The following is a 14,978-nucleotide window of genomic DNA, read 5'->3' on the forward strand; positions in this document are numbered from 1 at the left end:
AACGGCACAGCCGTCGCACGGGTGCGCACGCCTCCGGTCGTGCGGCCCCGCCGGTCGGGCCGAAGCGCCCGGCCATGCGGGCGCGGAGCCCGGGGCGACGTGGTGGGCGGTGTCAGCCGGCCGTGGTGAGGGGGGTGTTCTCGGGGGTGTCGGCGGGCACGGGCGGGCCGGCCTTCTTGAGCGGCACTTCCACGACGAACAGCGCGGCGGCGAAGGCCAGGGCGCAGACGACCGCGGCGGTGAGGAAGATGTGGCTGGTGCCGTCCGTGACCGCGGTGAGGTAGGAGCCCTGGGCCCCGGCGGGCCCGTTGCGCAGGGAGTCCGGGTCGGCGCCGGCGGGCAGGTGGGGCTGGACGGCGCGGGTGAACAGCGAGCCGAAGACAGCGACGCCGAGGGAACCGCCCAGGGTGCGGAAGAGGCTGGCCGAGCTCATCGCCGCTCCCATGTCGCGCAGGGAGACGCTGTTCTGCGCGATGGTGCCCGCCATCTGCATGGTGAAGCCCAGGCCGATGCCGACGAGGATCATGTACAGGCTGGTCAGCAGGAACGAGGTGCCGGCGGTCATGGTCGCCAGCAGGCCGAGCCCGGTGGTGAGGAAGACGGTGCCGACCACGGGGAAGACCTTGTACTTGCCGGTGGCGGACATGACCTTGCCGGCGATGGTCGAGACGATCACGACGGGGATCATCATCGGCAGCATCAGGAGGCCGGAGCCGGTGGCCGATGCGCCCTGGACGTTCTGCTGGAAAAGCGGCAGGTAGAGGCCCGCGCCGAACGTGACCACACCGGCGGAGAGGGTCATGACCATCGCCAGCGGGTAGTTGCGGTGGCCTGTGAACACGGACAGGGGGAGCAGCGGCTCACGGACCCGCTTCTCCACCTGAACGAACAGGGCCAGGCCCGTGATCGCGACGGCGCCCAGGGCCAGGATCTGCCAGGATCCCCACGCGTAGGTGCTCCCTGCCCAGGTAGCGGCCAGGACGACCGCGGTGATGGAGAGGGTCAGCAGGCCGATGCCGGCCCAGTCGGTCTTCGCTTTGATGCGCTTGGCGGGAACGTGCAGCTTCAGCCACAGCCAGACCAGGGCGACCAGGCCGAGCGGGAGGTTGATGTAGAAGGCCCACCGCCAGTCGAAGTGGCCGGTGACGAATCCGCCCAGCAGCGGTCCGCCGATGGTGCCGATCGCCATGACCGAGGCGGTCATGCCCTGGTACCTGCCCCGCTCACGGGGCGGGACCAGCGCGCCGATCAGCGCGAAGGCCCCCGCGCCGATGCCGCCGGCGCCGATGCCCTGCAGGACGCGGAAGGCGATGAGCTCGCCCATGGAATGGGACGTCCCGCACAGGGCGGACCCGGCGATGAACACGGCGATGGACGCCAGGTACACGGGTTTACGGCCGTACAGATCGCCGAACTTGCCCCAGACGGGGGTGGTGACGGCGGTGACGAGGGTGTACGCGGTCACGACCCACGAGATGTGCTCCAGGCCGCCGAGGTCACCGACGATCGTGGGCATGGCGGTGCTGACGACCATGTTGTCGAGCATTGACAGCAGCATGGCGAGCATGACGCCGAGCAGTACCCAGCGCGCATTCTTCGGTACGGCCGGTGTGGTGGAGGGGAGGGCTGCGTTCCCGGACATGGCTGAACGCCCCTTTCAGGCAGAGGGGAAGGTCATGGGTGAGGGGCGGGACGGTGTTCCGCCGACGCCTCCCCAGAAGACCACACCAGATCACTAAGTGCAACAGATGCACTTTTGGAGCTGAACAACCCAGAGGGTAGGGTGATGGCCATGTCCCAGCCTGAATCCCCCGCCCCGGCCGCGCCGACGGGGCGCCGCGAGCGCAAGAAGGCCGCCACCCGCCAGGCCATCTCCGACGCCGCGATGCGCCTGTTCCTGGAGCGCGGATACGACGACGTCGGTATCCGCGAGATCGCGGATGCCGCGGACGTGTCCACCACCACCCTGTTCAAGCACTTCCCCGTCAAGGAAGCGCTCGTCCTCGACGAGGACGCCGACCAGGAGGCCCTCCTGCTCGCCGCCGTGCGCGAACGCCCCGAGGGCCAGTCGATCCCCGCGGCGCTGCGCGAGCACGCGCTGCACTACCGCATGGCCGCCGCGAACGGCGACGACCGCTTCACCGCGTTCTTCGCCCTGATCAACGACACTCCGGCGCTGCGCGACTACGTCCAGGCCATGTGGCTGCGCCACGCCGCAGCCCTCGCGCAGGTCATCGCGGAGGAGAGCGGGCTGCCCGCTCGCGACCCCGCCTGTACCGCCCTGGCCCACTTCGCTCTCGAAGCCCCCCGCTCCGCTCGCGGCCACGACGACCTCCGCCAAGCCGTCATCCGCGCCTTCGACCTCCTCGAAAGCGGCTGGGGCGCTCTCGCCTCCGGTCGGTGAACGGGGGAGTGGGCCGGCGGCGGAGTGGGGTGGCCCGACCGGTGGGGCCCCAGGCGGCGGACACGGCCCGGGGCAGTCGCTCCGTGCTGACCGCCGCCCGGCGGAGGCCGATTGGGCGCAGACTCACTCAGGCGGCCCGGCGGCCGTGCCCGGGTCGTCGGCCGCGGCTTCCAGGGCAGCCAGTGAACGCAGCGTCTCCCGGGCCTCGGACATGATGCGGGCGACGAGTTCCGCGCAGGACGGCAGATCGTCGATCAGACCGGCGACCTGGCCGGACGCCATCACCCCCAGATCGGGGCGGCCGTCCACCATCGAGGCCTTGAGCATCATCGGAGTGTTGGCCGCCAGCAGGACCTGACTCCAGGTCAGGTCCTTGCCGTGCTTCATGGCCAGCCCGTCGCGCACCATCTCGGCCCAGCCGAGGCCCGAGTGTGCCTTGAAACCGGCGGCGTGCCGCACGGCCCGCAGCAGCGCCGCGGGCCTTCCCGAGCGCTCCAGTGAGGCGACCAGGGGAGTGCGGAGCATCCGGTGGGGAAGACCGTCGACCCTGGTGGTGACGGTGATGTCCTTGACGCCCGCCGCGAGGTACTCGGCCTTCACCGCGTCCGGCACCGTGCTGTCCGACGTGAGCAGGAACCGGGTACCCATCGCCACGCCCGCCGCGCCCTGGGCGAGAGCGGCCACCAGCCCGCGGCCGTCACGGAAACCGCCCGCCGCGACAACGGGGATGTCCACCGCGTCGACGACCTGCGGCAGCAGCACCGTGGTGGCGACCTCACCGGTGTGCCCGCCACCCTCGCCGCCCTGCACGATGACCGCGTCGGCGCCCCACGCGGCCACCTTCTCGGCATGCCTGCGCGCACCGACCGACGGGATCACGACGACGCCCGCGTCCTTCAGCCGGCCGATCAGTGCCTCGGAGGGCGCCAGCGCGAAGGAGGCGACGCGCACGCCTTCCTCGATGATGATGTCCACCCGCTCGCCCGCGTCGCCGGCGTCGGCCCGCAGATTGACGCCGAACGGCCGGTCCGTACGGGACATGACCTCGCGCACCGCCGACCGCAGCTGCGGCGGCGTCATGGTCGCGGAGGCCAGGATGCCCAGCGCCCCGGCGTCGGCAGACGCCGATACGAGGCGAGGGCCCGCCACCCAGCCCATGCCGGTCTGCACGATCGGATGGCGCACGCCGACCAGTTCGGTGAGCGGGGTGGACAGCAGCGCGGCTCCTGAGCCGGTGCCGCCGCCGGTCATGTCCGCACCTCGCGGTTGCGCAGCCCCGCGGGATCGATGACCGTGCGGATCAGCCGGAGCTCCTGCGCGCTGGGCTCGCGGGTGCGGGGCACGTCGTCGGCGACCGGCAGCGGGAAACCGGTCGCCTCGCGCACCTGCGCCGCGCTCACCCCGGGGTGCAGGGACCGTACCCGCAGCGTACGGTCGGGCGTCTCGAAGTCCAGCACGGCCAGATCGGTGACGACCGTACGGAGCTGGTGGAAGCGGGTGGCCGACGGGCCGGCCGCCGCGGCACGGTCGTGGCCGACGCCGCTGACCATGTCGACCTTGTCGACGAACACCCGGGTGGAGTGGCGGGGCACCCAGTAACTGACCGGATTGTTGATGGTGTTGACCGGGGCGCCGCGCACCCCGAGCAGCTGCCTGGCGGGCTGCTTCCAGTCGCCGATACAGCTGATGTTCTGGTTGCCGTGCCGGTCGAGCTGGCTGGCGCCCATCATCACGTGCCGCTTGCCGCCGGTGACCATGGCCAGGTGCCGCCGGTAGGGCAGCCAGCCCTCGACGACCTCCGGTGTCGCACCGATGGCGGGGACATCGCCGATCACCAGGGCCTCGCCGTCGGTGAGCAACAGGTCGGGGGAGAAGGTCAGCGCGGCGAGCCGGGCACCCGCCGACGGCACGGTCCCCATCGGACTGGCCAGGATCTCGCCGTCCCCCCGCCAGGCCTCCGCGCAGGCGACGACGCAGTACTCGGCGCGGGTGACATCGCTCCGCACATCCCCCGTGGCCTCCTGTGTACTCATGCGCTCTCCTCGGCGAACGCCGCGACCGCGGCCTGGTAGGTGTCCTCGTCCCCGGACAGGAACCGTGCGGTGAACTCCCGCCAGGCCTCCGGGTCGGCGGCGGCCTTGGCGTACGCCGCCTGGAACGGCTCGTCGCGTCCGTAGTCGGGCACGCAGGAGGTGAAGTGCGCCCCGTTGGGGGTCTCGACGACCCCGGTCACCGACTGCCGTCCGACCAGCAGTGTCTGCGGTGCACCGGCACTCGCGAACTCCGTGCTCGGCACGATGCGTTCGCAGGAGACGTACGCCTCGGCGGCCGCGTCGCAGAAGAGGTCGTCGAAGTAGGGATCGGGGCCCAGGTACTGGGCGTTGCCCCGCGCGTCGGCCCGGTTGAGGTGGACCAGCGCCACGTCCATCGACAGCGCCGGTACGGCCACCAGCTCCTCGCCGTCGGCGTAGGGGGAAGTGACCGTTCGCAGCTGCGGGTTGACCCGCATGACGTCCGAGCCGAGTCCGGCCCGCACCGGCAGGAACGGCAGCCGGTGCGTGGCGGCGGTCAGCCCCCACATGAACATCGCCTCGTCCAGCTCGGTCAGTTCGAAGTCGCCCCGCTGGCGGGCCGCCCGGAAGTGCGGCTCCAGCGGTATGGAGTCGAGTGTGGTGAACGCGGCCACCAGCTTGCGGATCTTCCCGGCAGCTGCCAGCAGGCCCACATCGGGTCCGCCGTACGAGATGACCGTCAGGTCGGTGACGTCCGAACGCAGCAGGGCCCGTACGAGCGCCATGGGCTTGCGCCGCGATCCCCAGCCGCCGATCCCGATCGTCATTCCGCTGCGCAACCGGCCGGCGACCTCGTCGGGCGACATGATCTTTCCGCTCTTCCCGGTCACTCCGGGGGTGTCGCTGCTCACGACTTCTCCTTGCTTCCGAAGGTGTTGCGGACCCGGTCGGCGACGCCCAGCAGATTGGCCTGGAAGGTGAAGCCCTGCTCGAAGCGGTAGCTGCGGCGGACGTCGACCGGGTCTATCCCGTTGATGGCCGCCTTCGCGAGGCGGATCAGAGTGCCGTCCTTGGCGGCGATCTCGGCCGCCAGCCGCACGGCCGCGTCCAGCAGCCCGGCGCGCGGGACGATCTCCCACACCGAGCCGTGGCGGTGGAGTTCCTGCGCGGTGGCGGTGCGCGAGGTGTAGTACAGCGTGCGCATCAGATGCTGGGGGACCAGCCGTGCGAGGTGGGTGGCGGCGCCGAGCGCGCCCCGGTCCAGCTCGGGGAGTCCGAACGTCGCGTCGTCGCTGGCCACGATGGCGTCCGCGTTTCCCACCAGGCCGATTCCGCCGCCCAGGCAGAAGCCGGCCACGGCGGCGACCACCGGGACCTCGCACTCGTACACCGCGGCGAATGCCTCTGCGCAGCCCTGGTTGGCGCCCACCAGGGCCTCATGGCCATCGGCTCGCTGCATCTCCTTGATGTCGACGCCGGCGTTGAATCCGCGCCCGGCCGCGGTGAGGACAACGCAGCGCACGTCCGGGTCGGCGCCGGCGGCACGTACGGCTCCGGCCAGGTCGTACCAGCCCCGCACGGGGAGGGCGTTGACCGGAGGGAAGTCGACGGTGACCACGGCGACGCCGCTGTGCGGGCTTGAGGTGGAGACACCCATGAGCAGATCAGCTACCTTTCCACCAAACATTTGTTAGGTGAGAAGGTAGCAGTGGTTCGTGCACCGCGGCAGGGGGCGCCCGGCGTCCCCTGCCCGTACGACTCTCGAAGAGGAGAAGTGGGATGACGCCATACAGGACGGACGGCGCCGGGAACGGCGGCGGGATGTGCGCGGGGCGGGTCGCCGTCGTCACCGGGGCCGGCCGGGGACTGGGCCGCGCACATGCGTGTGCGCTGGCCGCTGAGGGTGCGCGGGTCGTTGTCAACGACCTGGGTGTGGGTCTGGACGGCGCCGGTGGCTCGTCGGGCCCCGCGCAGGACGTGGTCGACGAGATCGTCGCCGCGGGCGGCGAAGCGGTAGCGCACGGAGGTGACATCGCCACGGAGGAGGGCGCGGCTTCCCTGGTCACCACCGCGCTGGACGCGTTCGGGCGGCTGGACATCCTGGTCAACAACGCCGGGTTCCTGCGGGACAGGATGCTCGTCAACCTCGACGAGGACAGCTGGGACGCGGTCATGCGGGTCCACCTCAAGGGGCACTTCCTGTCGCTCAAGCACGCCGGGGCGCACTGGCGTGCGGAGGCCAAGGCGGGGCGCGCCCCGCAGGCCCGGGTGGTCAACACCAGCTCGGGCGCCGGGCTGCTCGGCAGCGTGGGCCAGGGCAACTACGCGGCGGCCAAGGCCGGGATCCTCGGGCTGACCCTGGTCGCCGCGGCCGAACTGGGCCGCTACGGCGTCCAGGTGAACGCCATCGCCCCCGCCGCCAGGACCCGGATGACCGAGACGGTCTTCGCCGATGCCATGGCCGCCTCCGCGGACGGCGGCTTCGACGCGATGGCCCCGGAGAACGTCTCGCCGCTCGTGGTCTGGCTGGCTTCCGGGGCATCCGCTGGGGTCACCGGCCGGGTCTTCGAGGCGGAGGCCGGGAGGATCACCGTCATGGAGGGGTGGCGGCCCGGCCCCGCCGCGGACAAGGGGGCACGCTGGACCCCGGCCGAGGCGGGCGAGACGGCACTGCGGCTGCTCGCGGCCGCCGAGCGGCCGCAGCCCGTGTACGGCGCGCAGTGATCCCCGCCGTGCGGGCGCGCCGCGGACCTGCGCCCGCACGGCAGGTTGTCGAGGACGAGCGCCGGGCGGGGCGGCAGTTGGGACGCTCTGCGGTTCGTACGGGGCCGGGGCGCCGGCTGTGGGTGGCTGTCGCCGGGGCCCCGCGGGCCCGGAGGTCCGTCAGTCCGGAAGTCCGGCGGCCGCGCCGCCGGAGTGTGCGGCGAGGTAGCGGCCGGGGAAGTCGCCGCCCCCGTGGACCGCGAGATCGGCGCCGTTCACGTAGGACGCCTGACTGCCCGCCAGGTAGAGGCAGGCGTCCGCCACGTCGGACGGCGTCGCCATCCGCCCCATGGGGATGGTCCGCGCGACCGCCGCGCCGCCGTCCCTCCCGTAGACGGCCGCGGCGTTCTCGGTGCTGATGAGGCCGGTGGTGATGTGGTTGACGCGGACCAGCGGCGCCCACTCCAGAGCGAGGGCGCGGGTCAGCCCGAGCAGCCCCGCCTTGGCTGCCGAATAGGCTGCCGTGCCCGGCTGGGGGGCGTGGCCCGACACGCTGCCGATGTTCACGACCGAGCCGCCCCGCTCCTGCGTTCGCATGATGCGGTTGGCCGCCTGGGCCGTGTAGAACGGCGCCAGCAGATTGAGCGCGACGATCCGCTCGACGAAGCGGGGCGAGACGGTGGCCGCGTCGGAATCGGGCGAGCCTCCCGCGTTGTTGACGAGCGTGTCCAGCCGTCCGAATCTGGCTGCCGCGTGGTCGATGACACCTGCGGCCGCCGCGGGGTCGCGTACGTCCGCCGCGACGAAGGCGGCCGTACGGCCGCCCGCGGTGGGCAGGGAGTCCGGTTCGCGGCGGCCGCAGACGAGGACCTCGGCACCCGCGCCGAGGAATGCCTCGGCGATGGCGTAACCGATCCCCTTGGTGCCGCCCGTGACGACCACCGCCCGTCCGGTGAAGTCCGCCGGGTTGCTGATGCTCATGAGCCGCCTCCGTACCGTCAGGTCCGGCTGCGCCGTGGGCGGCCGGGTTGATGCAACCTACCAAGCGTTAGGTAGGTGAACCAGGGCGGCGGTGCCCACTCTCCAGTGGTCGCCCGCCGTGGGCCGGCGGCCCCGGTGCGGCGCGCCGCGTGAGTCGCCGTCCACGGCGCCGCGTCGTGAGTCGTCGTGCACGGCGCCGCGTCCCGAACTCACCGGCTGCGGCCGGTGGGTGGAGCGGTGAGCTGATCCCGGTGACGGACCGGGCTCAGCTCCTCACCACTTCGGCGGAGCGTATTCGGCGCACGGTGAGTGAGCTGGGTCACTTTCTGTTGCTGTTCAGGCATAGGTGCAGGTCAATCGGGGAGGGGACCAGACCGCTGGTGCGAATCAGCGGCATCGGTCCGGTGAGGGAAAGGCAGAACACACGTGTCGGCAAGCGAGACCATTCATGTAGACGGGATGTGGCGGGGCGCCGCATCCGGCGCCACACGGGAGGTCCTCGACCCCGCCGACGCGAAGACCCTGCAGGTCGTGGCCGAAGGCGGCGCCGAGGACGCGGACGCCGCCGTACAGGCGGCGCACACCGCGTTCGCGGGCGGCCGGGGCGACTGGCCGAGTACCCCGGTGGCCGAGCGCGCCGCCCTGCTGCGCAGGGTCGCCGGGCTGCTCCAGCGCGACCGCGAGGAGATCGCGCTCATCGAGAGCCGGGACACCGGCAAGACCCTGGAGGAGGGCCGGGTCGACGTCGACGACGTCACCAACGCCTTCCGGTACTTCGCCGATCTGGTGATGAACGAGAGCGGCGGCCGGGTCGTGGACGCGGGTTCGCCCGATGTGCACAGCGTCGTCGTGCACGAGCCGGTCGGCGTCTGCGCGCTGATCACCCCCTGGAACTACCCGCTGCTGCAGGCCAGTTGGAAGATCGCACCGGCGCTCGCCGCGGGCAACACCTTCGTCGTCAAGCCCAGTGAGGTCACCCCGCTCTCAACCGTCCACCTGGTGAAGCTCCTGGCGGAGGCCGGACTGCCCGCGGGGGTGGCCAACATCGTCACCGGACCGGGCGTCCCGGTGGGGGCCAGGCTGGCCGAGCACCCGCTGGTCGACCTGTTCTCCTTCACCGGCGGACTGGCCAGCGGCACCAAAGCCGCCGGCTCGGCCGTCGCCGGCGCGAAGAAGATAGCCCTGGAGCTGGGCGGCAAGAACCCCAACGTGGTCTTCGCCGACGCCTGCGCCACTGAGGAGGGTTTCGACACCGCTGTCGACCAGGCGCTGAACGCTGCGTTCATCCACAGCGGCCAGGTCTGTTCGGCCGGCGCCAGGCTCATCGTCGAGGAGTCGGTCCGGGACCGGTTCGTCGCCGAATTGGCCCGCCGCGCCGAGCGGATCAAACTGGGGCGTGGCACGGCCGACGGCGTCGAGTGCGGGCCCCTGGTCTCCCAGCAGCAGCTGGACAAGGTCGAGGCGTACGTGGCGTCCGCCCTGGCCGAAGGTGCGCAACTGCGCTGCGGCGGGCGGCGTCCCGAGCCTTGCGACGTCCGCCCCGCCACCGGATACTTCTACTCTCCCACCGTCCTGGACGGCTGCCACCGCGACATGAAGGTCGTCCGCGAGGAGACCTTCGGCCCGATCCTGACCGTCGAGACCTTCCGCGACGAGGAGGAGGCGGTGACACTGGCCAATGACACCGAATACGGGCTGGCCGGCGCCGTCTGGTCGGCCGACACCGCCCGCGCCCGCCGCGTCGCCGCCCGCCTGCGGCACGGCACCGTCTGGATCAACGACTACCACCCCTACCTCCCGCAGGCCGAGTGGGGCGGCTTCGGCAAGTCCGGTATCGGCCGGGAGCTGGGACCCACGGGCCTGGACGAGTACCGCGAGTCCAAGCACATCTACGAGAACCTCCGGCCCGTACCGGTCCGCTGGTTCGCGGGCTGAGTGCCCGTCCGTTCCCAGTAGGACGCAAGCCCGCCCAGCACATGGGGGCGGCGTCGCGAGGTCCGGTATGCGCACCGGTGGCGTTGTCGTCAGTCACCAATGCTCCGCGTCGGCTCAATCGTCCGCCTCGCAGCTGCACGCACCGGACCTCGCTCCTTGGCCCACCCCCATGTGCCGGGCGGCCCATGCCCGTCAGTACTTCGCAGAAGGAGCCACGTCCCATGCCCCCGGAGATCTCCACGATCACGGCCGACTACGTCATCGTCGGCGGCGGCACCGCCGGTTCGGTGATCGCGTCCCGGCTCACAGAGGACCCCGCTGTCAGCGTCGTCGTCGTCGAAGGCGGCCCGACCGACATCGACCGCGACGACGTCCTCACCCTCCGCCGCTGGCTCGGTCTGCTCGGCGGTGACCTGGACTACGCGTACCCCACCACCGAGCAGCCGCGCGGCAACTCGCACATCCTGCACAGCCGCGCCAAGGTGCTCGGCGGCTGTTCCTCGCACAACACCCTGATCTCGTTCAAGCCGTTGCCCGGCGACTGGGACGAGTGGTCCGAGCACGGCGCGGCCGGCTGGGACGCGAAGTCCATGGACCCGTACTTCTCCAAGCTCCGCAACAACATCGTCGCGGTCGACGAGAAGGACCGGAACGCCATCGCCCGCGACTTCGTGGCCGCCGCACAGGAGGCGGCGGGCGTCCCACGTGTCGAGGGCTTCAACAAGAACCCCTTCCACGAGGGCGCCGGCTTCTTCGACCTCGCCTACCACCCGGAGAACAACAAGCGTTCCTCGGCGTCGGTCGCCTACCTCCACCCGCACATCGAAGCGGGCGACCGGCCCAACCTCCGCATCATGCTGGAGACCTGGGCCCACCGGCTCGAACTCGAGGGCAGCCGCGCCACCGGAGTGCACGTCCATACCAAGGAAGGCGAAGAGGTCCTCCTGCGGGCCGGACACGAAGTACTGGTCTGCGCGGGCGCGGTGGACACACCGCGGCTGCTGATGCTGTCGGGTATCGGACCGAAGCAGGACCTCGAAGCCCTCGGCATCCCCGTGGTGCACGACCTGCCGGGTGTCGGCGAGAACCTCCTCGACCACCCCGAGTCCGTCATCGTGTGGGAGACCGACGGCCCCATCCCGGAGAACTCGGCCATGGACTCCGACGCCGGACTCTTCGTCCGCCGCGACGCCGATTCACGCGGCCCGGACCTGATGTTCCACTTCTACCAGATTCCCTTCACCGACAACCCGGAGCGGCTGGGCTACGAGAAGCCCGAGCACGGTGTGTCGATGACGCCCAACATCCCCAAGCCGCGCAGCCGCGGCCGGCTGTACCTCACCAGCGCCGACCCCGAGGTCAAACCGGCCCTGGACTTCCGGTACTTCACTGATGAGGAGGACTACGACGGCCGTACGCTGGTCGACGGAATCCGCCTCGCACGTGAGATCGCGAAGACCGAACCGCTCGCCCACTGGCTCAAGCGCGAGGTCTGCCCCGGACCCGATGTCACATCCGACGAGGACATCAGCGAATACGCCCGCAAGGTCGCACACACCGTGTACCACCCGGCCGGCACCTGCCGGATGGGTGCCCCGGACGATGCCCTCGCGGTGGTCGACCCCGAGCTGCGGATCCGCGGCCTTTCGGGCATCAGGATCGCCGACGCGTCCGTCTTCCCGACGATGCCGTCGGTCAACCCCATGATCGGAGTCCTCATGGTGGGCGAGAAGTGCGCCGAACTCCTGGCGGCCACCCCCTCCCAGGGAGGTGCGGCATGACAGCGACCGCACCCACCGCAGCCTCGGGAGACGGCGAGCAGCCCAACGGCGCACCCGCCGCCGTATCGGAGAAGCGTGGCATCGTCTTCTCCGTCCGCAATCTGTGGAAGGTCTTCGGCCCCCGAGCCGAACGGATCCCCGGCGACACCTCGCTGACCGGACTGACCGCCGACGAACTGAGGCAGCGCACCGGTTGCACGGCCGCCGTCCGTGACGTCTCCTTCGACGTCCACGAGGGCGAAGTCTTCGTGGTCATGGGCCTGTCCGGCTCGGGCAAGTCGACCCTGGTGCGCTGTCTGACCCGGCTCATCGAGCCGACCAGCGGCGACCTCACCATGGACGGCGAGGACGTACGCGCCATGGACAGGACCAAGCTCCGCGAACTCCGCCGCCACCGCGCCGCCATGGTCTTCCAGCACTTCGGCCTGCTCCCGCACCGCACCGTCCTGGACAACGTCGCCTACGGGCTGGAGATCCAGGGCATCGGCAAGGCCGAACGCCGCGCCAAGGCAGCCGAGTTCATCGAGAAGGTCGGCCTCACGGGGCTGGAGAACCGGCGGCCGAGCGAGCTCTCCGGCGGCCAGCAGCAGCGCGTCGGGCTGGCCCGCGCACTCGCTGTGGATCCCGAAGTCCTCCTCTTCGACGAGCCGTTCAGCGCGCTCGACCCGCTCATCCGGCGGGACATGCAGGAGGAAGTCGTCCGCTTGCACAAGGACGAGGGCCGCACCATGGTCTTCATCACCCACGACCTGTCCGAGGCGCTGACCCTGGGCGACCGCATCGCGCTGATGCGAGACGGCAGGATCGTGCAGCTCGGTACGCCGGAGGAGATCGTCGGCTCGCCGGCCGACGCGTACGTGCGCGACTTCGTACGGGACGTGCCGCGCGAGCAGGTACTCACCGTCCGCCGTGCCATGCGTCCCGCGCGGGGCAGCGAGGCCGAGGAGGGCGAGTCGGTCAGCCCCGGCACGCTCATATCGGACGCCGTCGACACCGTCGTCCGCTCCGGGGGCGCCGTCCGTGTGGTCGACGGGGACCAGTGCCTCGGCATCGTGGACCACGCCTGCCTGCTCGCCGTCGTTGCCCGCGTCGACCAGAGCGCGGTGGCGGCCTGATGCGTACGAACCCCGTACCCGCGCCCTTCCGCCCCGCGACCCGGAGGCGCGCATGACGGCCGCCACTGCCGCCCCCGTCGGCACCGACAGTCCGGCCGCGCCCGGCAGGACCGCCAGGCTCCGGGCCGCACTGCTCCACCGGGGCGCGGGCAAACTCCTGGTGCTCGCCGTCGCCGCCGCCGTTCTGGTGCCGATCGCGAACGCCGTCTGGTCCAGCGGGCTGTGGCCCGGCGCTCTCACCGTGGACCTCTCGGCACCGCTGGGCCACGTCAGCGACTGGATCATCGACAACCGCGACACGCACCCGTTGTTCCTGTACTTCCTCGGCTATCTGAGCAACGCCGTGGTCATCGCCGTACGCGCCGTCTACCTGGTGCTGCTCGCCCTCGGCTGGACCGGGGTCACCGCCGCGGTGACCCTGGTGGCCTGGCGGGTGGCCGGATGGCGTATCGGCGCCACTGCGCTGGTCTCCTTGCTGGTCAGCGGAGTGCTGGACATGTGGGTTCCGACCATGCAGACGCTCGCCCTGATGGTGGTGGCCGTCATCGCGTCCGCCGTCGTCGGAGTGGTGCTGGGTCTCGCGGGCGGCCTGTCCGACCGGCTGTTCCGCATCCTGCGCCCGGTCCTCGACACCATGCAGGTGCTGCCGGCCTTCGCGTATCTGCTGCCCGTGGTCCTGGTGTTCGGCATCGGCGTCCCGGCAGCCCTGCTCGCCACCGTGGTCTACGCCGCGCCGCCGATGGCCAGGCTCACCGCGCTCGGACTGCGCGGAGCCGACGCCGGAGTCCTGGAGGCGGTCGCCTCGCTCGGCTCCACCGCACGCCAGCGCCTGATCACGGCCCGGCTGCCACTGGCCCGCAAGGAACTGCTCCTCGGCCTCAACCAGACCATCATGATGGCGCTCTCGATGGTCGTCATCGCCTCACTCATCGGAGCCGCGGGCCTCGGCGACCGCGTCTACCAGGCGCTGGCCTCCGTGGACGTGGGCGGGGCCCTGGCCGCCGCCATTCCGATCGTGCTGCTCGCCATCGTCATGGACCGCACCACAGCCGCAGCCGGTGCCCGGCTCGGCAGTGAGCCCTCCGGACCCGTGGCCCTGCGCGGCCTGCGGGGCTGGGGCCTCGCAGCCGTCGTCACCGCCGTCGTCGCGGTGGCCGGCCGGCTGGCGGGCTCCACGCTCTGGCCCACCGGAACCACGGTGGCGATCGCACGGCCGGTCAACGACTTCAAGGAGTGGATGGTCGACCACCTCTACTCCGGAGTGCCGGTCGTCGGCGGCACTGCCGACTGGGCCGCGCACTTCACGTCGTGGATCCTCGACCCGCTGCGCGACGGACTGACGGGACTGCCCTGGTGGGGCGCGCTGCTCATCGTCGCCGCCCTGGCCTGGCTGATCGGTACCTGGCAGACGGCCCTGACCGCGGTACTCGCGCTCTGCGCCATCGGCGTGCTCGGCATGTGGAAGCCGTCCATGGACACGCTCTCGCAGGTGCTGGCCGCGCTCGTGGTCACGCTCGTCATCGGATTCGGCGTCGGCGTCATCGCCGCCGGCAGCCGACGTGCCGAAGCCGTACTGCGCCCGGTCCTGGACGTCATGCAGACCATGCCGCAGTTCGTGTACCTCATCCCCGTGGTGGCGCTCTTCGCCGTGGGCCGTGCGCCGGCGGCCGCAGCGGCGGTCGTCTACGCGCTGCCCGCCGTCATCCGCATCACCACGCAGGGGCTGCGGCAGGTCGACCCCGCCGCCGTGGAGGCGGCCCGGTCGCTCGGTGCCACCCGAGTTCAGACGCTCCGCCAGGTCCAGCTGCCGCTGGCCCGGCCGGCACTGCTCCTTGCCGTCAACCAGGGCGTGGTACTCGTCCTCGCGGTGGTCATCATCGGCGGACTGGTGGGCGGCGGGGCCCTCGGCTACGACGTCGTCACCGGACTGGCCACCGGCGACCTGGCCGTCGGCCTTGTCGCCGGCGTGGCCATCGTCTGCCTCGGTCTGATGCTCGACCGCGTCACGCAGCCCACGGAACGCCGCACACGGAAGGGAGCCTGAGCC

12 protein-coding genes are annotated in these 14,978 nt (G+C 71.4%); 6 read left to right on the top strand and 6 right to left on the bottom strand.

Annotated elements, in window-relative coordinates; all coding sequences use genetic code 11:
• Positions 1 to 112: 112 nt before the first annotated feature.
• The gene (locus OG584_RS33280) at positions 113 to 1,642 is read right to left on the bottom strand and encodes an MDR family MFS transporter (protein WP_405783423.1); all 1,530 of its coding nucleotides are present in this window, start codon (positions 1,640 to 1,642) and stop codon (positions 113 to 115) included.
• A gap of 150 nt (positions 1,643 to 1,792) precedes the next feature.
• On the opposite strand from OG584_RS33280, the gene OG584_RS33285 reads away from it, so the two are divergent.
• A complete protein-coding gene (locus tag OG584_RS33285; RefSeq protein WP_405783424.1) occupies positions 1,793 to 2,404 on the top strand; it encodes a TetR/AcrR family transcriptional regulator in 612 nt (203 codons plus the stop codon).
• Positions 2,405 to 2,527: 123 nt separating this feature from the next.
• Here the strand turns inward: OG584_RS33285 and OG584_RS33290 are convergent, their stop codons facing one another.
• The 4 genes from OG584_RS33290 to OG584_RS33305 are packed head-to-tail and all read right to left on the bottom strand — an operon-like array spanning position 2,528 to position 6,073.
• Complete coding sequence (locus OG584_RS33290; protein ID WP_405784408.1) at positions 2,528 to 3,619, bottom strand: NAD(P)H-dependent flavin oxidoreductase; 1,092 nt, start codon at positions 3,617 to 3,619, stop codon at positions 2,528 to 2,530.
• 32 nt (positions 3,620 to 3,651) lie between these two features.
• Positions 3,652 to 4,437, bottom strand: coding sequence for a CoA-transferase subunit beta (locus OG584_RS33295; protein ID WP_405783425.1), 786 nt, complete (start codon positions 4,435 to 4,437; stop codon positions 3,652 to 3,654).
• Positions 4,434 to 5,282, bottom strand: a complete 849-nt coding sequence (locus tag OG584_RS33300) for a CoA transferase subunit A (protein WP_405784409.1) — start codon at positions 5,280 to 5,282, stop codon at positions 4,434 to 4,436. The genes OG584_RS33295 and OG584_RS33300 overlap by 4 nt, the downstream gene beginning before the upstream one ends.
• Positions 5,283 to 5,323: 41 nt before the next feature.
• Entirely contained in the window at positions 5,324 to 6,073 is a 750-nt protein-coding gene (locus OG584_RS33305; RefSeq protein ID WP_405784411.1) for an enoyl-CoA hydratase family protein, read from the bottom strand.
• A 122-nt stretch (positions 6,074 to 6,195) separates the two neighbouring features.
• Here OG584_RS33305 and OG584_RS33310 point away from each other — a divergent pair, with 122 nt between their 5' ends.
• Positions 6,196 to 7,140 (top strand): SDR family oxidoreductase, encoded by a 945-nt coding sequence (locus OG584_RS33310; RefSeq protein WP_405783427.1) that lies wholly within the window; start codon positions 6,196 to 6,198, stop codon positions 7,138 to 7,140.
• A gap of 159 nt (positions 7,141 to 7,299) precedes the next feature.
• Here OG584_RS33310 and OG584_RS33315 read toward each other — a convergent pair whose 3' ends face one another.
• Positions 7,300 to 8,100 (bottom strand): SDR family oxidoreductase, encoded by an 801-nt coding sequence (locus tag OG584_RS33315; protein ID WP_405783428.1) that lies wholly within the window; start codon positions 8,098 to 8,100, stop codon positions 7,300 to 7,302.
• A 459-nt stretch (positions 8,101 to 8,559) separates the two neighbouring features.
• Between OG584_RS33315 and OG584_RS33320 the strand changes: the two genes are divergently transcribed.
• The 4 genes from OG584_RS33320 to OG584_RS33335 all read left to right on the top strand — a co-directional run bounded on the left by OG584_RS33320 (position 8,560) and on the right by OG584_RS33335 (position 14,975).
• Positions 8,560 to 10,035 (top strand): aldehyde dehydrogenase family protein, encoded by a 1,476-nt coding sequence (locus OG584_RS33320; RefSeq protein ID WP_405784412.1) that lies wholly within the window; start codon positions 8,560 to 8,562, stop codon positions 10,033 to 10,035.
• A 221-nt stretch (positions 10,036 to 10,256) separates the two neighbouring features.
• Positions 10,257 to 11,816, top strand: a complete 1,560-nt coding sequence (locus OG584_RS33325; protein ID WP_405783429.1) for a GMC family oxidoreductase — start codon at positions 10,257 to 10,259, stop codon at positions 11,814 to 11,816.
• Complete coding sequence (locus OG584_RS33330; RefSeq protein WP_405783430.1) at positions 11,813 to 12,931, top strand: glycine betaine/L-proline ABC transporter ATP-binding protein; 1,119 nt, start codon at positions 11,813 to 11,815, stop codon at positions 12,929 to 12,931. The genes OG584_RS33325 and OG584_RS33330 overlap by 4 nt, the downstream gene beginning before the upstream one ends.
• Positions 12,932 to 12,983: 52 nt before the next feature.
• Complete coding sequence (locus OG584_RS33335; RefSeq protein WP_405783431.1) at positions 12,984 to 14,975, top strand: ABC transporter permease; 1,992 nt, start codon at positions 12,984 to 12,986, stop codon at positions 14,973 to 14,975.
• The last annotated feature ends 3 nt before the right edge of the window (positions 14,976 to 14,978 follow it).

It is taken from the genome of Streptomyces sp. NBC_00859, from assembly GCF_045161865.1.
In the GTDB taxonomy this organism is placed as follows: Bacteria; Actinomycetota; Actinomycetes; order Streptomycetales; family Streptomycetaceae; genus Streptomyces.